Origin of the sequence: Candidatus Pelagibacter giovannonii (genome assembly GCF_012276695.1) — a bacterium.
In the GTDB taxonomy this organism is placed as follows: domain Bacteria; phylum Pseudomonadota; class Alphaproteobacteria; order Pelagibacterales; family Pelagibacteraceae; genus Pelagibacter; species Pelagibacter giovannonii.
In genome coordinates this window covers 582,366-603,785 of record NZ_CP038852.1, presented here as the reverse complement: position 1 = coordinate 603,785, position 21,420 = coordinate 582,366, and the positions used below count along the sequence as shown (strand labels likewise).

General features: G+C 22.5%; 23 protein-coding genes. 19 read left to right on the top strand and 4 right to left on the bottom strand.

From position 1 onward, the window contains the following. Positions 1–51 precede the first annotated feature (51 nt). The gene (locus E5R92_RS07535) at positions 52–183 is read right to left on the bottom strand and encodes a hypothetical protein (protein ID WP_268233877.1); all 132 of its coding nucleotides are present in this window, start codon (positions 181–183) and stop codon (positions 52–54) included. Between the two features lie 249 nt (positions 184–432). On the opposite strand from E5R92_RS07535, the gene E5R92_RS03385 reads away from it, so the two are divergent. Next, positions 433–1,770, top strand: coding sequence for a hypothetical protein (locus tag E5R92_RS03385; RefSeq protein WP_168606700.1), 1,338 nt, complete (start codon positions 433–435; stop codon positions 1,768–1,770). Here E5R92_RS03385 and E5R92_RS03380 read toward each other — a convergent pair. Beyond that, positions 1,763–3,235 (bottom strand): NAD(P)/FAD-dependent oxidoreductase, encoded by a 1,473-nt coding sequence (locus tag E5R92_RS03380; protein ID WP_168606699.1) that lies wholly within the window; start codon positions 3,233–3,235, stop codon positions 1,763–1,765. The genes E5R92_RS03385 and E5R92_RS03380 overlap by 8 nt on opposite strands. Continuing rightward, complete coding sequence (locus E5R92_RS03375) at positions 3,232–4,194, bottom strand: glycosyltransferase family 9 protein (RefSeq protein WP_168606698.1); 963 nt, start codon at positions 4,192–4,194, stop codon at positions 3,232–3,234. Before E5R92_RS03375 ends, E5R92_RS03380 begins: the two co-directional genes overlap by 4 nt. A 37-nt stretch (positions 4,195–4,231) precedes the next feature. Between E5R92_RS03375 and E5R92_RS03370 the strand changes: the two genes are divergently transcribed. The 17 genes from E5R92_RS03370 (at position 4,232) to E5R92_RS03290 (ending at position 19,023) form a co-directional block, all read left to right on the top strand. After that, positions 4,232–5,077 carry an RpiB/LacA/LacB family sugar-phosphate isomerase gene (locus E5R92_RS03370; protein WP_168606697.1) on the top strand — a complete coding sequence of 282 codons (846 nt, stop codon included), beginning with the start codon at positions 4,232–4,234 and terminating at the stop codon, positions 5,075–5,077. A 1-nt stretch (position 5,078) separates the two neighbouring features. Beyond that, positions 5,079–5,357: a hypothetical protein gene (locus E5R92_RS03365; RefSeq protein ID WP_168606696.1), complete on the top strand. Its 279-nt coding sequence runs from the start codon at positions 5,079–5,081 to the stop codon at positions 5,355–5,357. 241 nt (positions 5,358–5,598) lie between these two features. Continuing rightward, the gene (locus E5R92_RS03360) at positions 5,599–5,898 is read left to right on the top strand and encodes a PfkB family carbohydrate kinase (protein WP_168606695.1); all 300 of its coding nucleotides are present in this window, start codon (positions 5,599–5,601) and stop codon (positions 5,896–5,898) included. Continuing rightward, entirely contained in the window at positions 5,898–6,596 is a 699-nt protein-coding gene (locus E5R92_RS03355; protein ID WP_168606694.1) for a cupin domain-containing protein, read from the top strand. Before E5R92_RS03360 ends, E5R92_RS03355 begins: the two co-directional genes overlap by 1 nt. After that, entirely contained in the window at positions 6,597–7,295 is a 699-nt protein-coding gene (locus E5R92_RS03350; protein ID WP_168606693.1) for a class II aldolase/adducin family protein, read from the top strand. Next, entirely contained in the window at positions 7,292–8,434 is a 1,143-nt protein-coding gene (locus E5R92_RS03345; RefSeq protein ID WP_168606692.1) for a glycosyltransferase family 4 protein, read from the top strand. The genes E5R92_RS03350 and E5R92_RS03345 overlap by 4 nt, the downstream gene beginning before the upstream one ends. A 25-nt stretch (positions 8,435–8,459) precedes the next feature. Further along, positions 8,460–9,599: a glycosyltransferase gene (locus tag E5R92_RS03340; protein ID WP_168606691.1), complete on the top strand. Its 1,140-nt coding sequence runs from the start codon at positions 8,460–8,462 to the stop codon at positions 9,597–9,599. Continuing rightward, on the top strand, positions 9,596–10,603 hold the full coding sequence (locus E5R92_RS03335) for a glycosyltransferase family protein (RefSeq protein ID WP_168606690.1): 1,008 nt from the start codon (positions 9,596–9,598) through the stop codon (positions 10,601–10,603). Before E5R92_RS03340 ends, E5R92_RS03335 begins: the two co-directional genes overlap by 4 nt. Before the next feature lie 292 nt (positions 10,604–10,895). Then, entirely contained in the window at positions 10,896–12,104 is a 1,209-nt protein-coding gene (locus E5R92_RS03330) for a hypothetical protein (protein WP_168606689.1), read from the top strand. Continuing rightward, positions 12,104–13,138: a glycosyltransferase gene (locus E5R92_RS03325; RefSeq protein ID WP_168606688.1), complete on the top strand. Its 1,035-nt coding sequence runs from the start codon at positions 12,104–12,106 to the stop codon at positions 13,136–13,138. The genes E5R92_RS03330 and E5R92_RS03325 overlap by 1 nt, the downstream gene beginning before the upstream one ends. Beyond that, positions 13,135–14,235 (top strand): glycosyltransferase, encoded by a 1,101-nt coding sequence (locus E5R92_RS03320; protein WP_168606687.1) that lies wholly within the window; start codon positions 13,135–13,137, stop codon positions 14,233–14,235. The genes E5R92_RS03325 and E5R92_RS03320 overlap by 4 nt, the downstream gene beginning before the upstream one ends. Then, the gene (locus E5R92_RS03315) at positions 14,235–14,579 is read left to right on the top strand and encodes a carbamoyltransferase N-terminal domain-containing protein (protein ID WP_168606686.1); all 345 of its coding nucleotides are present in this window, start codon (positions 14,235–14,237) and stop codon (positions 14,577–14,579) included. The genes E5R92_RS03320 and E5R92_RS03315 overlap by 1 nt, the downstream gene beginning before the upstream one ends. After that, on the top strand, positions 14,567–15,970 hold the full coding sequence (locus E5R92_RS03310; protein WP_315861678.1) for a carbamoyltransferase family protein: 1,404 nt from the start codon (positions 14,567–14,569) through the stop codon (positions 15,968–15,970). The genes E5R92_RS03315 and E5R92_RS03310 overlap by 13 nt, the downstream gene beginning before the upstream one ends. Positions 15,971–15,977: 7 nt before the next feature. Then, entirely contained in the window at positions 15,978–16,751 is a 774-nt protein-coding gene (locus tag E5R92_RS03305) for a glycosyltransferase (RefSeq protein ID WP_168606684.1), read from the top strand. Next, the gene (locus E5R92_RS03300; RefSeq protein WP_168606683.1) at positions 16,732–16,908 is read left to right on the top strand and encodes a hypothetical protein; all 177 of its coding nucleotides are present in this window, start codon (positions 16,732–16,734) and stop codon (positions 16,906–16,908) included. The genes E5R92_RS03305 and E5R92_RS03300 overlap by 20 nt, the downstream gene beginning before the upstream one ends. A gap of 119 nt (positions 16,909–17,027) precedes the next feature. After that, the gene (locus E5R92_RS03295; protein WP_168606682.1) at positions 17,028–17,759 is read left to right on the top strand and encodes an O-antigen ligase family protein; all 732 of its coding nucleotides are present in this window, start codon (positions 17,028–17,030) and stop codon (positions 17,757–17,759) included. A 244-nt stretch (positions 17,760–18,003) separates the two neighbouring features. Beyond that, on the top strand, positions 18,004–19,023 hold the full coding sequence (locus tag E5R92_RS03290) for an MraY family glycosyltransferase (RefSeq protein WP_168606681.1): 1,020 nt from the start codon (positions 18,004–18,006) through the stop codon (positions 19,021–19,023). 124 nt (positions 19,024–19,147) lie between these two features. On the opposite strand, the gene E5R92_RS03285 is transcribed toward E5R92_RS03290, so the two are convergent. After that, complete coding sequence (locus E5R92_RS03285; protein WP_420887570.1) at positions 19,148–20,710, bottom strand: LIC_10190 family membrane protein; 1,563 nt, start codon at positions 20,708–20,710, stop codon at positions 19,148–19,150. Here E5R92_RS03285 and E5R92_RS03280 point away from each other — a divergent pair. Further along, positions 20,661–21,395, top strand: coding sequence for a glycosyltransferase family 2 protein (locus E5R92_RS03280; RefSeq protein ID WP_229704564.1), 735 nt, complete (start codon positions 20,661–20,663; stop codon positions 21,393–21,395). The two genes, E5R92_RS03285 and E5R92_RS03280, sit on opposite strands and share 50 nt — an antisense overlap. Positions 21,396–21,420 lie beyond the last annotated feature (25 nt).

Here is a 21,420-nt window from a genome sequence, read left to right as displayed (position 1 = left end):
TTATTTTTTAATCATATATTTTTTAATAATTAAATTATATAATAATAAACATTAGATGTTATTTCTTGGTATATTAAGTTTATTACAATGTTGGTTTTTACCTGGTTTAGTTGTCTTGGGTTTTTCAAAATCACTTGAAATAAAAGATAAAATAATTTTATCCCCTTTAATAAGTTTAATCATAAACTATATAATTGTATCATTTTTAGTAATTATTGAACAATTCAATTTTAATAATTTAATTTTAGTGATTATTATTGAAGTTTTAATAATTTTATTTTTCTATAAAAAAAAAATTACTTTTGACCTGATAAAAATTTTAAATACTCAAAAAAAATTAATTATAAGGTTAATTTATACTTCTTTGAAATTTTTATTTATGGATTTTTAATATTATTTACTCTGTTAGCTATAAATACTATTGGTGAAGTTGTGCATCTTGGAGATCCTGTGATGATGTGGAATGAATGGTCAAAAGAAATTTATAACAACAGAATTCCTAAATCAGGAGATTATCCTTTAGCGTACCCAATTTTAGGAGCTATAACTTATTTAATACTAGATACTTATGAAATTGAATTTTTTGCAAGAATAGTTTGTGTAATTTATCCATTATGGATGTTTATAGTTTATTTTAGATTAAAGAATTTGTTACCTAATCATTTCTTGCATTTATTTTTTACATTTTTGTTTTCTTTATTACTAATTTTTTATATTTTTAGACATTATTCTTTATACATTGGTTATGTGGACCCAATCCTTGTTTATATAACTTTTTCTTTGGGTTATTATTTTATTTTAATACGTAACAAAAAAATCAATTTTTATGATTTGCTCTTATTATCACTTGTAATTGCAACCCCTGCTGTTACTAAACAAACTGGTATTCTTTTTACAGCTATCACGCCTTTAATTTTATTTTTTTTCTTTATAAGAGAAAAAAAAGAAATTCAATTTTCTTTTTATATTAAGCTAATTTTTTTAACCTTTTTATTTTCTGCCACTTGGTACATTTACAAAATTTATGGTTATTATATAGAATCCAATGAAAGTTCTAATGTAAGGGCACTAATTAGTCAGGTTCAAGGTAATAATATCTTTAAACTAAAAAGAGGTTTAAACTATGCATTTGGACCTTTTTATTTAATTTTTTTATTTCTATTTTTATTTTCCATTAAAAATTTTTATAGTAGAATAATTTTATTTCTTTTAGTTATTCCCTACTTTTTAATTTGGTCATTGTTATTTGGAAATGATAATAGAAATTTAGCAATTGCTATACCTGCGATGTCATACGTACTGTCTATTGGATTAATAAATTTTTATGACTTAATAAAAAATAAGATTAATTTAAGATATACTATTTGTCTTGGGTCTTTATTTTTAATTATAGTATCTTTTTTTGCTGTTAATTTTGTGAACAATAAAAGAGATAGAGATTATTTGATTGATAAGAATATTAAAAAACAAATGCTTAGAGGCAATAATTTAGAAACAAATATTTTAATTTATAAAAATTTAAAAAAAAATATAAATATTAAAATTTATATTGATGATTATAACTTCGCTTTTTTACCCAATGTTGAAAAAAGAATAATTTTAATTGATTGTACAAAATTAGAAACACAGCTCAGTAATTCTCTTTTTTTATATTCCAAGAACCCTAAAGGTATATGCAATGATTTAACATCAGAAATTTTATCCTCTAATAAAAATTCTTATCAAATAATTTTTGATAATATTAATCACACAATGTATAAATTTAACTAATTTTTTTTGGATACTCTCTTAAACTTTTTAAAGCCTCTATCTGATCTTTTTTTTCTTCATGATATTCAGCATCAATATTTATCATCCAAGGATCATTCTCTTTATTATTATTTAAAATATTTTTAACAGTTAAAATTGAACTCATCATAGCATGATCTTGATTATTATATTTGTGCATACCATTTCTACCAACCATATGCATAGTTTCGTATTTTGAAGTTAATTCATTGATAATATTAGAAACTGAATTTTTATAATTTTCATCATAAACAGGATATGCTTTTTCTTGCCTTACAACTTTAAAATCAGAAATTTTATTTGTATCAATTATTGAAATTTTTTCTAAGTCTTTTGTTGCAATCTTTAAAATTTCATCATCGTTAGAAGACCAAAAATTATCACCTTCATTACAAAAATATTCTAATCCGATGCAGGCGCATTCTCTACTTTGGTCAATCATTTCTGGAGACCATGAGGCAAAATTTTGCAACCTACCGGCCTTAATGTCTGGATCATGAAGATATATCCAGTTATCTTCAATATCTAATTTATAATCTAATATGACGGCAACAGTAATAAAGTCTCTATATTTCAAAAGTTTGGCATCATCTTTTATTTTTAGACTTGGCTTAATATTGTTAACAACCTCTTTTAATGGCGCAGAATTAATTATTTGTTTACAGGTTATTTCATAATCCTCATTATTAATTTTACACTTAACTTTCCAAACTTTATGTTTATCTGAATATTCATATTCATAAGCGTCAGCATTCATAAAAATCTTTTTATCATTTTCTATAATTTTGTCTTTAGCAGCTTCCCAAAGCATACCGGGTCCTTTTCTAGGATATTTGAATTCCCCAATTAAAGTTTTAATCTTTTTATCTTTTTTCTTAAATAAAGAATTAATTATTAATTTTTTAAGATCAAGCCCCTTTATTCTTTGAGCTGCCCAGTCAGATGAAATTTCATTGCATTTCATGCCCCATACTTTTTCAGTATATGTTTCAAAAAAATTTTCGAATAATCTTTTTCCAAATTTATCAATAACCCAATCTTGATAACTATTAATATTTTTATTTTTAATTGTTTTTGCTTTTATGTATGACAAAACAACTAAAATACTTTCAATCAATCCTAAATTTAATAAAGCCTGAAATGGTTTAAGAGGATAGCTATAAAATTTATTTTTAAAAAGAATTCTTGATGATCTTTTTCTTAATATAATATCATGCGGTAGAATTTGGTCCCAAAGTTTATTAATTTCTTTAGATTTACTGAAAAATCTGTGCCCCCCAATATCAAATTTAAAATTTTTATACTTCTCTGTTCTTGATATGCCACCAACATAGTTGGGGCTTTTTTCAATAATTACAAATTCTTTTTTATCAATTAATTTAAATCCTGCAGTTAATCCAGAAGGACCTGCTCCTACAATTAATATTTCTGTTTGTAAATTTTTCATATTTTAATTTTTTTTAGTTTAGAGAAATTCTGCATAACTTTTTCAACTTTAATACTCTCTATGCCATACAAACTATATAATTGTAAGTGTTTTTTATTGTGACCTTGAAACCATTTTTTTTTAAAATCTATATTATGAAAAATTGATAATACTTTTTTGTTTAAAAGAATAGATAAATGCATTGTTCCATCATCGTGACAAATGTGCAAGTTTGTAAAATTCAAAATATATGTTAGTTTCTTAAATGATGTTTTGCCAGTAAAGTTTAATACATTATTCTTAAATATTTTACTTATCTCATAATTTTGGTATTTGTCTTTTTTTGTACCTAAAATTATAATCTTAATATTCTTATTTTTCGAAATAATCTTTTTTATTAAAGTCTTCCAATTGCTTATTTTCCATCTTTTAGAAGGAATTCTACCTCCTGGGCTAATTGTAATATAATTTCTTAACTTAAAAAAATTATCTAACTTAATGCTTTCTTTAAATTTTTTTCTCAATAATTCATTAATTGAAAGTAAATTTTTAAATGAAGTTTTTTGAATTTTGTTAGCAAGATAATAGCCTTCATAGAAGCAATTATTATTACTAAAAATTGATAAGCCTAAAATTTTAAAATTTAGCAGTATTTTAAAAAAAATAAAATCTCTTATTTTTTTGTTTATTGGCCTATCCTCATTTAGATAATATAGTTTTTTAATTTTTATTTTTTTTAATATTTTAAAAGAAGTATAAAATCCTTCAAGAGAATTTATATTATCCATTTCTATGAACCGGTCTATTAATTGTAAATCTTTAAAAATTTTAACAGGACTAACTGAGCTCAAATCATGATTTTTAATGTGTAGATAATAAATTTTACTATTAGGATTTTTATTTCTAATGATTTGCAATGCTGGTAAGGCTACAATTGTATCTCCTAAGCTTCCAGTACGATATATAAGTATATTTTTCAATATAGTTTGTATATAAATTTTTAAACATAAAATAAACATGAAAAAACAACTTCTTATTGCTTCTGACCATAATGGAAAAGCTCTCAAAGACTTTATTGTGAAAAAATTTGATAAATTTTTTCACATAATTGATTTTGGAAATTTTGAGGATAAAGAAAAGGTAGATTATACAGATTTTGCAAAACAAGTGGGTATCAATGTATCTAAATACCCAAATGTAAATAGAGGTATATTGATTTGTGGCACTGGAGCTGGTATGTCAATAACCTCTAATAAAATTAGAAATATTAAATCTATTCTTGCACATAATAAGCTTACAGCAGAGATGAGCAGAAGGCATAATAACTCAAATATAATTTGTCTAGGTGCGTGGATTAATACTAATAATCAAAATTTAGAAATTTTAAAGATTTGGTTAAAATCAAAATTTGATGGAGGAAGACACGTAAAAAGAGTTGATAAAATAGAAAAAAATAATTGTAAAATTGTTTTAGTTAATGGTGTTTTTGATATTTTGCATGCAGGCCACATTGATCTTTTAGAACATTCAAAAAAATTAGGCAAAAAATTAGTTGTTGCTATCAATTCAGACAAATCAACAAAAATTATTAAAGGAAAAAATAGACCAATTAATCCTGAATCGTTAAGAAAGAGAACACTTTTGAGTTTAGGTATGGTTGATGAGGTGGTAGTGTTTAGTGAATCAAATTTAAGCAAAGTGATAAGACTTATAAAACCTGATATACTTGTCAGAGGCTCAGATTACCCAGAGAGTATAGTTAGAAAAAGAGATCAGGTGCCAGATTCTGTAAAAATTAAAATTATAAAAAAGACAAAGGGTTACTCAACGACAAGGACCATCAAAAAAATGCAAGAAAAATAAGATGAGCATATTGTTATTAGGTGAAACAATACTTGATTTTGATATTTTATTGAAAAGTAAAGAAGTAAGCAGCCATACCAAAAGAAGTAAATATATATTTAATAAAAATGTAATAAATTATGGTGGTGCAAGTAATCTATATAAAATATTAAATACTCAAAAAAAAACCTTTTTTTTTTCAAACAATTATAAACCTAAAAATAAAAATTATTATAATATAAGCAACTCAACAATTATTAAATATAGATATTGGTATAAAAAAAAAATATTTTTCAAATAAATAATATTTCAGATCAAAAAAAAATAATTTTAGAAAAAAATTATTTTAAAATTTTATTAAAAAAATTATCTGAATCGAAGATTTTAGTTATATCAGATCATAATTATGGCTTAATAAAAAAAATATTATAAAAAAATTAATTAGTTATGCAAAATTATACTCAATTATAATTTATTATGATGCCCAACATATAAAAATAGCCTCAAATACTTATATACCAAAAAATACTGATTATTTTTTAATGAATAGAGATGAGTATAGACAATATTTGGGTTATTTTAAAATTAAAAACTATAATAAGATAAATGCTTTAATTAGTTTAAAAAAAAAATTAAATGCTAAAAATATAGTTTTAAAACAAGACAAAGATGGATGTGTATGTTTGACAGTAAATAATGAATTTTTGAAAATTAAACCTATTAAAAATAGAAAAAATATAATTGGTGCTGGTGATAAATTTCTTGCAGCATTAGTCATCAAAAATAATGAAAAAAACTTTAAAAAAAAATTAATTTTTTGTAATAAATTTGCGATTTCATAATGTACGGTAAAAAATTTAAAGATATCAATTTAATAAAAAAACAACCTTTTAAATTTGAAAAATCAAATTTAGAAATAAAAGAAATTTTTAACGAATCTAACTATAGTTTTATAATTGTAAGGTCAAAAAAAAAACAGATTCTAAAAATGCCAATTAAAAATTTTTTCTTTATATCTGAGGAACAGTTTAAAAAAAAATTAAAAATAATCTACTCTGGAAAAGATTATTTGTCCCTATGTGAAAAAAAAAATTATTTCATTTTTTTTAACAAAGACATTCTGTTGAACGATTTGATAGTTGTAAAAAATTTAAAAAAAAAAATATCAACAAAAAAATTAATAGTTGTTCAAAAAAAGAAATATTGGGGATCTATTTGTAATTTATTTAATAAAAATAATTCATGTGCTAAAGAAATTTTTATGAAACAAAATACACAAAGTAGTATGGAATTTCATATCAAAAAACAAGAATCTTATTACATATATGAGGGTGAACTTGATATAGGCTTGAGATATTCAAGAGCAAAACAAAAAATTACTAAATTAAAAAAAAATAATATATTTACTATGATGCCTGGAACAATGCACATGAGGATGGCAAAAAAAAATACTATAATTATAGAAATGAGTAATAGAGATGACGATACAGACTCAATAATTGTGCATGATGGCAAAACATATAAATTTAAAACTAATTAAATGAATAAAAAAATAATAGAAACTGTTAATCTTAATAAATCACTATTCATTAATAAATTATCAGTATTAAATTTTGGAAATGGAAGTGTAATAGATAGAAAAAAAAATATTATTTATATTAAGGCTTCTGGTATCACTCCTGAAAAAGTAAGTAGTAAAAATATTGTAGGAGTAAAATTTGAAAAAAATAATTCATATAAAATTGTTTTTAATAAAGATTTAAACCCAAGTGTTGACATAAACATGCATATAAGAATTTATAATCAATACAAAAAGATTAATTCGATAATTCACAACCACTCATGCTTTGCCACAATTCTATCACAGATAAAAGTAGAGCCTAAATGCATAGGCACAACACATGCTGATTTTTTTAACAAATCATTACCACTTAGTGAAGCGTTCAAGCTAAAAAATAATAAAGAATATGATGATAAGATATTTTTAAGTATTAAAAAAAGACTTGATAAAGAAAAACATTTCCCACCTGGCATCCTATTGAGAAGTCATGGAGTGTTATCCTGGGGTGAAAATATAAAAACGACAATAGAAAATTCTGTTGCAATAGAATTTATATGTAAACTTTATTACTATTCTCACTTAATAAATAAAAAAATTATTTTAGATAATAGTTTAATTAAATTTCACTATGAAAGGAAAAATGGAAAAAATAAGCGTTATGGACAATATCAAAAATGAAAATATCAATAGTTGTAGGTGGTAGGTTTCATGCATTTGATTTAGCCCAATATCTTAATGAAAAACAGGTTCTTGAAACATTAATTACCTCTTATCCAAAATCCTATATAAAAAAAAATTATAAAAAGATTAATTTAGAAAAAGTTCAATCGATTATTTCAAAAGAATTAATTAATAGGTCATTTGGTAAAATAGATTTTTTAAATAGTTTATTTAATATAAATGATTTTTCTTCAAAATATTTTAGAAAAAGGGCTTGTGAATTAATTGCATATAATGAAATAGATATACTTCTGGGTTGGTCAGGATTTAGCCTAGAAAGTTTTAAGAAAGCAATGAGTTTTAATTGTTTGAAAGTATTAGAAAGAGGTTCTTCCCATATACTTCATCAATATGAAATATTAAAAGAGGAATATAATTTAATTGGATTAAAACCACTTTTACCAACAAAGAAGAATATAGATATAGAAAAACAAGAATATGAAATTGCAGACCACATAATGGTCCCTAGCCAATTTGCTAAAGATACTTTTATTAAAAGAGGTTTTCATTCTTCTAAAGTTTCCAAAGTGCCTTATGGTGTTGATTTAAAAATGTTTAAGTCAAATAATAAGAAATTAAATGATAAAGATCCTAAGTTTAGAATAATTTATACCGGTTCACTATCAGTAAGAAAAGGAATAATTTATTTACTAGGTGCATTTTGTAAACTTAATCTAAAAAATTCAGAGTTAATACTAGTAGGAGATATAGAAAATAATATTAAAAAAAAAATTAGCAAATTTTTAGATCATAAAAATGTAACTTACCATTCAGCAAAAAGTCAATCAGAGTTAAATAATTATTATGCGAATTCAGATCTTTTCATAACATGTTCTATTGAAGAGGGTTTGGCAATGGTCCAGGTGCAAGCAATGGCTTGTGGGTTAGCATTAATTAGTACGGAAAATTCTGGAGGAAGAGAGTTGATCGAGGAAGGCCATAATGGATATATTATACCAATCCGAAATATTGAATATTTAAAGAATAAAATTTTATATCTTTATAATAACCGAGATGAACTAAGAGAAATGGGAAAAAATTCTCAAAAAAAAGCATTAAGTTTTTTTCCTGGGATAATTATGGCTCAGAAGTACTAAAAACGTATGACACGATTTTAAAAAAATGAAAAAAAATTTAGCTATTATAACATCACATCCAATTCAATACCAAGTGCCATTATTTCAAAAATTAAATAAATCAAAATTTTTAAATGTAACAGTTTTTTTTGGCTCAAAGCATGGATACATATCAACAAAAAAGGATCTAGAGTTTAATAAATTAATAAACTGGAATATCAGAATATTAAAAGGATACAAATTTTTTTTCTCAAAAAAAGAAAAAGATGTTGATTCTTTTTGGTTGAGTTTCTCTCAATTAAAAAAAAAATTTATTGAAGAAAAAATAGACAAGGTATTGATACTTGGCTGGAACAAATTGATTTATCTACAGGCAATCATCATCTCTTTGAGGATGGGTATCCCAATTTATTTGAGATCAGAAAATAATCTAGAAAGAAAGAATACATTTCTAAATAAATTTATTAAGAAGTTACTTTTTAATTTATTTTTTAAACTATTTGATAAAATTTTCTATATTGGCAGACTTAATAAGAATTTTTATAGATATTATGGAGTAAGTAGTTCTAAATTAATTTTTACACCTTATTTTGTGGATAAGGATTTTTTTAAATCATCAGTAGATATAAATAAAATTAAGATTATAAAAAAAAAAATTAACTTATGTAACAATGAAAAAATTATCTTATTTGTTGGTAAGCTTATAGATAGAAAAAATCCATTTTTATTTATTGAATATGCTAAAAAAATACAAATAAAATGTAAATTTTTGATAGTTGGTGATGGGCCACTTTTAAAAAGTATAAAAGAAAAAATAAAAAAAGAAAAAATAAATAATGTAAAAATTATTGGTTTTAAAAACCAAATAGAAATTGCCAATTATTACAAACTTTGTGATCTTTTATTTTTACCTTCAAAATATGAAACTTGGGGTCTTGTAGTAAATGAAGCATTTACAATGAATAAACCATGCATTGTTACAAACAAGTGTGGCTCTAGAAAAGATCTAATCGATGATTTTAAAACAGGTGTTATTATCAAAACGCATTATACAAATAGCTCATTAAATAAAATATTAAATTTGATTAAGTTAGATTCTTCTAAACTTAAAAAAAACATTGAAATAAAAAATAAATTATATTCAACTAAACATTCTTTTAGTGCGATAGAAAAAACTTTAAAATGAGAAATATAATAATTTTTGGATCAATAGCGCAAACTTCGCTTGAAAATAAATATTTATCTGCTTTAAGAAAGTTAAAAGAATTTAGTAAAATATATGACATAGACTCATATTTTCCAGAAATTTTTAAAATAAAGTTTTTGAATAATTTATTTTTATATCCAAGGATTTTTTTTAATTCTTTATTCTTATTGATTATTTGCTTAAGATCTAAAAATAAAATTATTATAATTTTTAAGGGTCAATTTTACCTAGGATTTATAATTAATTATTTAAAGAATAGAAATAAACATTTTTTTGTTAATATTAATGGAGATGATCCATTTAACTTGTCATTAATTGATATTTCCACAAAAAATTTAATTAGATCTTTATCAAGTTACGACCTTGTTTTTACTTGGTCTAAAAAAATTTTGAGAACATTAAAAAGTTTAAAACTCAAATGTAAACTTGAATATTTACCATTTGCTTATGATGAGATTATTAAAAATTTCCCAAAAAGAACTAAAAGAGAAAAAGTTATTTTTTATGGAAGCTGGGATTTAGATAGGGAAAAATTTTTAAATAAATTAAAGAATGATGATTTACATATATTTGGTGATGGCTGGAAAAATTGTTCATCTAATTTTTTTCATCGAGATAGATTATTTGCAAAAGAAATTAATAGAAAAAAAATATTAAAAGAAATTACGAAATCGTATGCTGTAATTAATATGTTTAGAAAACAAAACTACTCATCACATAATATGAAAAGTTTTGAAATCCCAGCTTATGGTGGAATTCAATTTTCAGAATATTCAAAAGAATTAGAAAGTTTTTTTAAAAAAAATAAAAGTATTTTTTTTTATAGATCAAGTAAAGATTTAATTAAAAAATTAAAAATTTTTAAAAAGAAAAATAAATTTGATCGATATATCAAATATGCACTGGAAAGTGTTTCAAATCAAAGCTATAAAGAACGTGCAAAAAAGATTTTAGACTATGTTTACAAATATAAAAAAAATTAATTATGAATTGTATCTACTGCTAATTACCTTCATTGGATCTATAATAATTATTGTAGTAAATAATACGAATCTTACTATGTTGATAGTTTTAAATACCATTTTTTTTATACCATTTTTTGTTTATTTTTATAAGGGCTCCCAATTTATTTACAATAAAAAATTCCCTTATTTTGAAGCAATTATATTATTAATTTATATATATTATTTTTTTATTTTTTTTTTTGATTACCAGAATATTTTATTTGTTTTTTTTGAAAGATCAGAGAGACAAAGTAATTCATTAATCAATACAATGATAATTAATAAAGATCTTATTATTGATAAAGTTTTGTTAATTTACACTTTTTCTATTACAACTCTTTTAGCGAGTTATTATTTTTTTAGAAATCTACTTGGTAAAATAAAATCTGAAAATATTATTTTTTTTAAAGATCAAAATCATATAGAGAAAATTGGCTATATTCTATTTTTCTTATTTTTCTCTTTAGATTATTTTTCATACTCAAAAAATGTAGCTATTGTAAGTGAGATAAAGACAGTAATTATTTATACTTCAGTTTTATTTCTTTTTTTACAAAGCAATAATGGTTTTAAGTCAAGTCTAAAATATTTTCTAATTTCTTTTCTACTTCTTTACTATATCCCAAAAACTTTTATTGCTCCAATTATAAATATTTCAATTTTGATTTTGTTGATTGATTGGTTTTTAAGAAAAAAAATTAATTTTTTAATATTGGGAATTTTTTTTGTAGTTTTTTTTATTCTTATGCAAACAAAAACTTTTCACAGATATAATTTAGAACGATATAATCCAAATACAACAAATATTACTTTTAAAGAAAACTTAATAATATACAAAAAATATTCTATTAACAAAGTGTTGATTGATGAAGGAAGGCTTGTTCCAAAAATTAAGGGGGATGACTCAACTGAATTAGAGCCGTCTTTTGAAATTAATAGTAGTATTTTTGAAATTAATAGTAGTATTACAGATCATTTAAGAAGATTGGCAATGTCAAGTACTACATTGGTTCATGTACTTCAGTTTAATGATGTTGCCGAATCTTATATTGGTAAAACTATTTTATTTCCATTTTATAGCTTGGTTCCTTCTGTCATATGGAAAAATAAGCCCTCTTTTAATTTTGGTAATAAATTTGGACATGATTTTAATTTTTTACATAATATAGATTTTAAAACTTCAATAAATATTCCACTGATAACTGAATTGTATTTAAATCTTTATTATAAGGGATTATTAATTGGTATGTTAGTTTTTGGATTCATGATTGCATTGACTGAACTTTTAATATCAAAATTTTTTAATAAAGATAATATCTTACAATTAATTTTTATAGCGTGCACTTTTTCTTTTACACACTTGGAGACTTCAGCAATTTTTATAATAAATGGATTCCCTACTAAATTAATTTTTATGCTAACTTTTGTATTTATCATAAATAAAATTTTAGTTTTAATTTCAAAAATTATTAATAAATAATGAATTTATTATTTTCTTCTGATAGTTTATTAAACGAAGCAGGTGGTCAATCACAAGCAATTTTTGACTTATCTGATGAATTAAAAAAAAAAAAAATTTCTCATGGGATTTATACGTCTAAAAATAATGGTTTAAATCAAATGAATTATAATTTATTTAATGAAATCAAAAACAAAGATTTAATTCATAATTTTGGTATTTGGTCAATGTTTCACATATATAATTATTATTTAGCAAAAAGAAATAAAAAACCCCTAATAATATCACCTTTAGGCATGATGGAACCTTGGCCACTTAGTCAAAAAAAAATAAAAAAGTATTTAGCTTATTCTATTTATCAAAAAAAAATCTTAGATAATTGTGATTTTATTCACGCTACTTCAAAAATGGAAGCAGATAACTTACTCAAACTTGGCATTAAAAGTAAAATTGAATTTATCCCTCATGGAACAAATTTAAATTATACAGTTCCTGATGAAAAATATAAGTTTTCATTGTCTAAAGGAAGGAAAATCTTATTATTCTTGTCAAGATTTGATAATAAAAAAGGAATTCTTGAGTTAATCAAACAATTTAATAAAATAAATAATAAAGATTGGATGTTATTAATATCATCATATGAAAATGACAACTATTTAAAAGCCAAAAAAGAATTTAAAGATAATAAAAATATTTATTTTTTTGGAAAGAGTAATCTTGAAAATAAAAAAAAATTGTACAGTATTTCTGACTTTTTTGTACTTCCAAGTTATTCGGAAAATTTTGGACTTGCTATTATGGAGTCCCTTTCTTACAGTTGTCCTGTATTAACATCCTCTGCTACACCGTGGACTCACTTACATAATTCTTCTGGATTAGTGTTTAATGATGTTAAAAAAGATCTTAATAATAGCTTAAAAAATGTTTTTGCTTTATCAGATCATGATATTATAAAATTTAAAAATAACTGTCATAATGATCTTAAAGATTATAAATGGGAAAAAATTTCAAACGATTATATAGAGTTGTATAAAAAAACATTAAATAAATATTGAAAATTTTATTATATATAAAATCAAAAGATTATACTTATGGCGGGCCCGCTTACGTTTGTAAAATATTTAGATCACTTTTGTCAAATAATTTAACAGATAATGTTGAAATAGATATTAATGACGATCAAGATATCAAAAACCTAACCAAGAAAGAATTGATAAATAAGATTTCACAATATGATTTAGTTTCAATTCACGGCATATGGTCATTAAATAATAGCTTAATTGCAAAAATATGCAGAAAGTGTTTCATACCATATGTAATTTCTTTACACGGTATGCTTGATCCTTGGTCTTGGAAAAAAAATTTTTTCTTTAAAATTATATATTTTTTATTATTTCTTAAAAAAGATTTAAAATATGCTTCATCAATTCATTGTTTAAATAGTTTTGAATTAGAATTAACAAAAAAATTTTTAAAAAAGAAAAGCATTTTTATATTTGAAAATTTATTAGAAACTGAAAATTATACATTTGATCCAGATATTTTAAAAAAAAAAATATCTGGAAAATTAGATATTTTGTATTTTAGTAGAATAACAAAAAAAAAGGGTTTAGATAAGTTCTTAAAAGCAATATCAGGTCTAAAAAAAGATTTTTTTATAAAAATAATAGGCCCAACAAACACTATAGAAGATAAAAAATATCTCACAGAACTAAAAAAATTGGTTTATGAATTAAAATTAAATGAAAAAGTTAAATTTTATGATGCGGTGGGTGATAATTATCAAAAATCAATGACATTAAAAGGTGCAGATCTCTTTATCTTGCCATCAGCTCAAGAGGGTGATTCTATTGCTTTAAAAGAATCTATACATCATGGCCTACCACTGTTAATAACCAGAGACTGTAAATTTGAAGTTTCTTATGATAATAAAAATTTTGGTTATTTTTTAAATGAAGATTTTTCTAACGCAAAAGAAATACTAGAACGTTTAATAGATATGGATAATAACAGTTATAAACAACTAAAAAAGAATGCAATTAATTATTCAAAACAATTTTTATTAAATGATAAAAAAAAAGATGAATTAAATTTAATATTTGAAAATATTGTAAGATCTAAAGTTAATAATAACTTTATACATATAAAATAATGACATTAATATTAGGTGTAAATGCATTTCACGCTGACTCTTCAGCATGTTTAATTAAAGATGGAGAAATTCTTTTTGCTATTGAGGAAGAAAGAATTAATAGAATTAAACATTGGTCAGGATTTCCTGTTGAGTCTATCAAAGCATGTCTGGAATTTGAAAATATTGTTCTGAGTGATGTTGATTATATTACATTTAACATAAATCGAAAATTTAATTTAAAAAAGAAAATTTTATATATTTTAAAAAATTTTTTGATAGCAGAACTATTTAGGTATTTTAAAAAAAAAAATAAAAATAATATTTTTAAAGATTTAAAAAAAACTTTGAAATTAAAGATTTAAATAAAAAGATTATATTTGTTGAGCATCATCTTTCACATATTTCTTCAGCATATTTCCCTTCAAATTTTCAAGAATCTGATATTGTTTCGATAGATGGTTTTGGAGATTTTACTAGTTGTGCTCTTGGATCAGCAAAAGGAAATGATTTAAAGGTCACTAAAAGAGTAAATTTCCCCCATTCACTCGGTTTATTCTACCAAGCAATGACTCAACATTTAGGCTTTAATAATTATGGTGATGAATACAAAGTAATGGGTTTATCTGCATATGGAAAACCAAAATATTTTGAAGATTTAAAGAAAATAATAAATGTTAAAGAGGATATTTTTGAATTAAATTTAAGAAATTTTACACACCAAAATAATTTTTCAAACTACGTCTCTGTCGACGGTAATATAAAATATCCAAAAATTTTTAGTCCAAATGTCGTAAAAATAATAGGAAATCAACGTTTACAAGATCACAAAATTAATGAGCACCATGCTGACTTAGCAGCCTCTACACAAAAAATGTATGAACATATTTTCTATAATACACTTAATCATTTACAGAAAATTACTAAAAATGAAAATTTATGTTTTGCGGGTGGTTGTGCGATGAACTCAAAAGCTAATGGATCAATTCTAGAAAATACTAACTATAAAAAAATTTATATACCTCCAAGTCCAGGTGATTCAGGTGGATCAGTAGGATCGGCTTTATATCATAATAGTAAATTAAAAGGTTTTAATAAAAGCAAAAATTTTTATTCAGTATATTTAGGACCTAGTTATGATTATAAATACACAAAAGATCTCATAAATACACATTTAAAAAATTATAAGTGTGAAATTTCAAATTTAAATAAAATTGAATTAGCAGATATTTGTGCAAGAAAGATATCAGAGGGTAATGTTATTGGTTGGTTTCAATCAAGAATGGAATGGGGACCACGTGCTTTAGGAAATAGATCAATATTAGCAGATCCGAGAAATAAAAATATGAAAGATATACTTAATTTAAAAACAAAAAAAAGAGAAAGTTTTAGACCATTTGCTCCATCAATCTTAGTTGAGGAGGTTGAAAATTGGTTTGAAGAAAATCATCAGTCTCACTTTATGCAAAATGTATATAAATTTCAGAAAGACAAAGTTGATTTAATTCCAGCCGTAGTTCATTTAGATTTTACAGGTAGGCTTCAAACAGTAAGTAGGGAATTGAACCCAACCTATTATGATCTGATTAAAAATTTTTATAAAATCACAAAAATACCAATAATTTTAAATACTTCTTTTAACGAAAATGAACCAATTGTTTGCAATCCACTAGAAGCTATAAATTGTTTTAAGAGAACAAAAATTGATATTTTGGTAATAGATGATTTTTATATTCAAAGATCAGTAAAAAATTAAATATTTTATGAGTTTTGATTTTAAAAAATTAAAGATATCAATTATTACTATTAATCTCAATAATAAAGCAGGTTTAAAAAGAACTATTAAATCTGTAAGAGATCAAACATTTAAAAATATAGAATATATTATTGTAGACGGAGTCTCTTCTGATGGATCTGATGAAGTAATCGTTAGACATAAAAAATTTCTTAAAAAGGTGATTTTTCAAAAAAGTAAGGGGATTTATCACGCTATAAACATTGGGTTAAAATATGCACAAGGTGATATTATTTCCTTGTTACACTCAGGTGATACGTACTCAAACAAAAAAGTTTTAGATTTTGTTTCTAAAAATTTTGAAAAAATGAAATTAGATTTTTTAATAGGTGGTACAAGAATTTTTAAAAAAAACAAAATTTATAGAGCTTATTGTTTGGATAAATTCAAACAAGAAGATTTAAAATATGGAATATCACCTCCACATTTATCAACCTTTATATCAGGCAACCTTAAAAAAAAAATTGGACCTTATAGTTTAAATTATAAAATTGCATCTGATTTTAATTTTTTTGTTAAATTATTTAAAATTAATAATTTAAATCATATTTTTACGAAAAAAAATCTTGTAGATATGGAACATGGAGGTAAAAGCAATCAAGGATTAAAATCTATTTATGAAATTACAAAAGAAATTAATATGTGTTTAAAAAATAATAAAATTAATAGTAATTATTTTTTTACATACTTTAGATTATTCATTAAATTTAAACAGTTAATTAATGTCAAATTTATTAGATAAAATTTCTTTATACTTATTATTATTCATTCCTATAGCAATTATTACAGGACCATTTCTTCCAGATTTATTTTTATCTACAATTGTTATTATCTTTTTATATAAATTAATTAGAAATGCAGAATGGAAAAAATTAAATAATAAATATTTTTTATATTAGTATTTCTATGTCTTTTTTTAGTTATTAATTCTCTACTTTCTGAAAATGTTTTTCTTTCTTTAAAGCCTACATTGTTTTATTTCAGATTTGGAATTTTTTGCTTTGCTACTTATTATCTAATGAATAAATATGATGACATGATTATCAAAAATTTAACTTATATAATTTTATTTATTCTTTTTTTCCTTCTAGTAGGGCAAATTTATGATTTGATATTTCAAAAAAATATAATAACCGGTCAAACAATTAGAGATTTTAGACATACAGGCTTTTTCGGAGATGATGAAATAATTGGGAGTTATACAGCAAGATTATTTCCTTTTTTTTTATTTATTTTTTTAAAAAAAAATCCAGTTAATACAAAATTAATTTTTTCTACATTCATTATTACTGGTTTAATTATTTTTTTAAGCAGTGAAAGAACATCTTTTTTTTTCTATTTAGTTACATTATTAGTATTTTTAATGATGTCTGAGAATAGTCTAAGAAAAGCTATTCTGGCTAATATTTTTTTTATTATAAGTATTCTAATAATTTTTTATTCATTCAATGAGGATCTTAATCAAAGGGTTAAACAAACATATAAGCAATTGAATTTTATGAATAAGGAAATAACACGACCTAATCTTATTATTTCTGAAAACTCTAATATAATAGAAACAAATACAAATAAGCAAAGCCCAATAATTTTTTTTAGTTTAGCGCACCAGTCACATTATGAAATAGCTTATAAAATGTTTAAAGAAAAACCTATATTTGGTCATGGTGTTAAAATTTTTAGACATTATTGTGCAAAAAAGAAAATTTTGTTAATAAATTTGGTTGTACTACCCATCCCCATAACGTCTTGATGCAATTTTTGTCTGAAACTGGCATTATATTATCAACAATAGTTTATTTTTTTTATCTTTTATTATTATTCAAGTTATCTCAATCTTTTTTTTTAAGGAATTTTAAAAAAGGATATGTAATAAATTATGCTCAAGTTTGTTTTACATGCTCGATACTAATTACATTTTTTCCATTTTCTCCCTCAGGTAATTTTTTTGATAATTGGTTAAGCTTGGTGTACTATTACCCTATTGGGATATATTTATGGCATATGAAGAATTTGAAATTATTAAAATAGTATTATTTTTTATATTTTTGAATTTAATATTTTTGATTTTTAACAAAAATTTATCAAAGGTTATTGATATTTATGATGTACCTGATATCAAAAGAAAATTTCATACAGGAAAACCTGCATTAGTAGGTGGAATCTATCTCATTTTAAATTTAATTTTATTTTTCTTTCTTTCATTGATAAATATTTTTGAAAATGATGAACTTTTTTTCTTTTATGATCAATTTTTATTTGTATCGATATTAATTTTCTTAATTGGTATGTATGATGATAAGTATGAATTAAAAGCTAATTTGAAACTTATATTTTTGTGTATAAGTATAATAACTTTTATTAATATAAATAGTGACTTAATTATTGAGAGTGTAAATTTTTATACATTCAATAAAACTATTAACTTATCAAGCTATTCTAATTTTTTTACTATTTTGTGTGTTTTATTATTTATGAATGCATTTAATATGATGGACGGCACTAACTTATTGGCTGGTACATATTCATTAATATTTATCATATATATGACAATCTTTGTTAATTTTAGCCCCTTAAATATAACGTTAATAGTTTTTTTGTTCTTTTATTTGTATTTGAATTATAAAAATTTAATATTTTTTGGAGATTCAGGGTCATTACTTCTTTCATTTTTAATCTCCATAATAGTCATTCATAATCATAAATATGGCAGAATTTATGTAGAAGAAATTTTTATTTTAATGCTATTGCCAGGCTTGGATATGTTTAGATTATTTGTAAGTAGAATTTTTAATAAAAAAAATCCTTTTTATGGTGATCGAAATCATTTGCATCACTTATTATTAAATAAGTACAATAATAATCAAGCTATATTACTGTATAATTGTTTTTTTGTTATAAATTTGATTTTGATAAACTTAATTGAGCAAAAAATGTTTTTAATTATATTAAATATTATTTTTTATTCTTCAATTATTTATTATCTTTTAAATTTTAAAAAAAAATTGAATATTTAAATTTAATTATTACTTTTAATTATATAATAACTGCCGATATCGATAATTTCTAAATTATTTTTTGGTTTGTAATTTCCACATATAGATTTTGAGTAAGCACATTCTTTATTGGAGTAATATATATTTAAATTTTTATAAGTAATAAATTTATTTTTTTATAAATAGTTTTATCATCTAAGGTATAAATATTTGGCCAGGGTTTATTTAAGTATTCACGATGAAAATTATTTTTTATTTTCACAATCTGTTTTAAATTAAAGACAACAATTATTAATAAAAATAAAATTTTAGATAATTTATTAACAAAGTTAATATTAAAATTATTTATTTGACTAATAAATAATAAAGAAATCAAGGTAATTAAATATGATGAACCATACCTTAAAAGAGGAAATTTGAAAAAAAATATAAATACAAATATTAAATTAATTAAGATTATAAGATTTAAATCTTTATTTTTTTTTAAAAAACTGTCCTTTTCTTTTTGAAATCTAATTAAGTACACAATCAGTATTAGAAAAAGAATATATGGAAGCAAAATTTTTAAAATTAACTTAGCATGAGTCTTTGTCCAAGTGCTTACCCATTGAAATTTTTTGTTAAAATCTTCTACATTTAAATCACCATCATATTGTGGCCATCCTTTAGACCATGCTTCTCCAGACTCACTTATTTGTTTAACTGTTTTTTGTTCTTTGGACCATGAGAGATCTGTAAAACATGATGATGTCATTGGAAAAATGATACAACCAGATATCAACACATTCTTAATTAACCAAAGGTATAAAAAAATTGCATATGGGCTAATAATTTTTTTTACAAAATTAATTCTATTATAATGAAATTTATTTTTAAAAAAATAAATTAGAGGTATTAGTAAAACCAAAATATATGTATTTTTATTTAAAAATATAAAAATCGAAATATAGCAAATTAAGTCAAAATTTTTTTTATATTCAGAATTTAATAAAATAGAGATTAATAAAAAGTATAGTAGATGAGTTGTATTATCATTACCATAACCACTATATCGATTCATTTTATAAGCTATAAAAATTGTAACAAATAAAATAAAAAAAAATTCTAAATTAAAATTCTTGTTTTTTATACAACTGATTATTTTTTCTAAAAAATAAAATATTATTGTTAAAGCCAAAATACTTAACGGGACAGATATACCATTGATACCAAATAAAATATTATAATTTATTGCTGATAAATATTGAATAATAGAGCTAACACCGAATCTAAAATGTATGTTGTTTAAACCAATAACTAATTTTTGCTCATTTAAATAACTCACATACGGCAAGTGATATAAAGCAGCATCAGGTCTATTTATGTTTGAAAAAATTATAAAAAGTGTTGAAATAAATGAAATAATTAAAAGTTTATCAATATTTTTTTTTACTAAATAAATATTCCTATTAAAAAAACTGAGTATGATAATTATTAAGATTAAAAAAGAGTTTATATAAATATTTAGAGGTAAAAAAAAATGTATTAGTAATGCAAAAAATGATACTAGAATAATACCTTTTAGTATTTGAAAAAATATACTATTTGGCTCTATATAACCAATTTTTGATGATTGGTTGAGATTGTAAATTAATCCTAAAAGGTAATAATAACTTACAGTGAAAAATGATATAAAAAATATAGAAATGAAAGATTTAAAAATAACCATTATTATTCCATTATATAATGAAGAAAAAACTATAATCAAATTATTAAAAAAAATCATTAATTTAAAAAAAATTAATTTCGAAATAATTGTAGTAAATGATGGATCAAGTGATGATTCCCTTAATCTTGTAAAAAAATTTTCAAAAAAAAACAAAATTGTATTAATTTCTCATAAGAAAAACTATGGCAAAGGAGCAGCAATTAAAAGTGCAAGAAAATTTATTACGGGCAATATTGTAATTATTCAAGATGCTGATTTGGAATATAATCCAAAAGATTATTTTAAACTAATAAAACCCATTAAAGAAAATAAATATAAGGTTGTTTACGGCTCACGTGTTTTAAATAGAAAGAGATACAGTTCGGTAGGCTTTACATCTATGTTTAGAGTGTTTGGCAATCACGTATTAACTTTAATTTCGAATATATTGAATTTGCAAAAACTCACTGATGCGCATACTTGTTATAAGGTGTTTTCTTATGAAGTTTTTAAGAGAATAAAACTTGAGGAAAATGGTTTTGAGTTTTGTCCCGAAATTACTACTAAGATTTCAAAATTAAGATTAAAAATTAAAGAGGTACCCATATCATATACAGGACGTAAATATAATGAGGGTAAAAAAATAAAATCTATAGATGCTATAAAAGCACTCATAGCATTGATAAAATATAATTACTTTAGATGAAAATTACCAATAAAAAATTCAATTT

Bases quoted from the DNA above. Each gene is read 5' to 3' on its own strand.
- E5R92_RS03325 (WP_168606688.1), top strand. From the start codon at position 12,104: ATGAATTTATTATTTTCTTCTGATAGTTTATTAAACGAAGCAGGTGGT.
- E5R92_RS03370 (WP_168606697.1), top strand. From the start codon at position 4,232: ATGAAAAAACAACTTCTTATTGCTTCTGACCATAATGGAAAAGCTCTC.
- E5R92_RS03290 (WP_168606681.1), top strand. From the start codon at position 18,004: ATGGCATATGAAGAATTTGAAATTATTAAAATAGTATTATTTTTTATA.
- E5R92_RS03300 (WP_168606683.1), top strand. From the start codon at position 16,732: ATGTCAAATTTATTAGATAAAATTTCTTTATACTTATTATTATTCATT.
- E5R92_RS03350 (WP_168606693.1), top strand. From the start codon at position 6,597: ATGAATAAAAAAATAATAGAAACTGTTAATCTTAATAAATCACTATTC.
- E5R92_RS03295 (WP_168606682.1), top strand. From the start codon at position 17,028: ATGAATAAATATGATGACATGATTATCAAAAATTTAACTTATATAATT.
- E5R92_RS03365 (WP_168606696.1), top strand. From the start codon at position 5,079: ATGAGCATATTGTTATTAGGTGAAACAATACTTGATTTTGATATTTTA.
- E5R92_RS03335 (WP_168606690.1), top strand. From the start codon at position 9,596: ATGAGAAATATAATAATTTTTGGATCAATAGCGCAAACTTCGCTTGAA.
- E5R92_RS03345 (WP_168606692.1), top strand. From the start codon at position 7,292: ATGAAAATATCAATAGTTGTAGGTGGTAGGTTTCATGCATTTGATTTA.
- E5R92_RS03360 (WP_168606695.1), top strand. From the start codon at position 5,599: ATGAATAGAGATGAGTATAGACAATATTTGGGTTATTTTAAAATTAAA.
- E5R92_RS03305 (WP_168606684.1), top strand. From the start codon at position 15,978: ATGAGTTTTGATTTTAAAAAATTAAAGATATCAATTATTACTATTAAT.
- E5R92_RS03355 (WP_168606694.1), top strand. From the start codon at position 5,898: ATGTACGGTAAAAAATTTAAAGATATCAATTTAATAAAAAAACAACCT.
- E5R92_RS07535 (WP_268233877.1), bottom strand. From the start codon at position 183: ATGATTAAACTTATTAAAGGGGATAAAATTATTTTATCTTTTATTTCA.
- E5R92_RS03340 (WP_168606691.1), top strand. From the start codon at position 8,460: ATGAAAAAAAATTTAGCTATTATAACATCACATCCAATTCAATACCAA.
- E5R92_RS03285 (WP_420887570.1), bottom strand. From the start codon at position 20,710: ATGGTTATTTTTAAATCTTTCATTTCTATATTTTTTATATCATTTTTC.
- E5R92_RS03315 (WP_168606686.1), top strand. From the start codon at position 14,235: ATGACATTAATATTAGGTGTAAATGCATTTCACGCTGACTCTTCAGCA.
- E5R92_RS03330 (WP_168606689.1), top strand. From the start codon at position 10,896: ATGATAATTAATAAAGATCTTATTATTGATAAAGTTTTGTTAATTTAC.
- E5R92_RS03380 (WP_168606699.1), bottom strand. From the start codon at position 3,235: ATGAAAAATTTACAAACAGAAATATTAATTGTAGGAGCAGGTCCTTCT.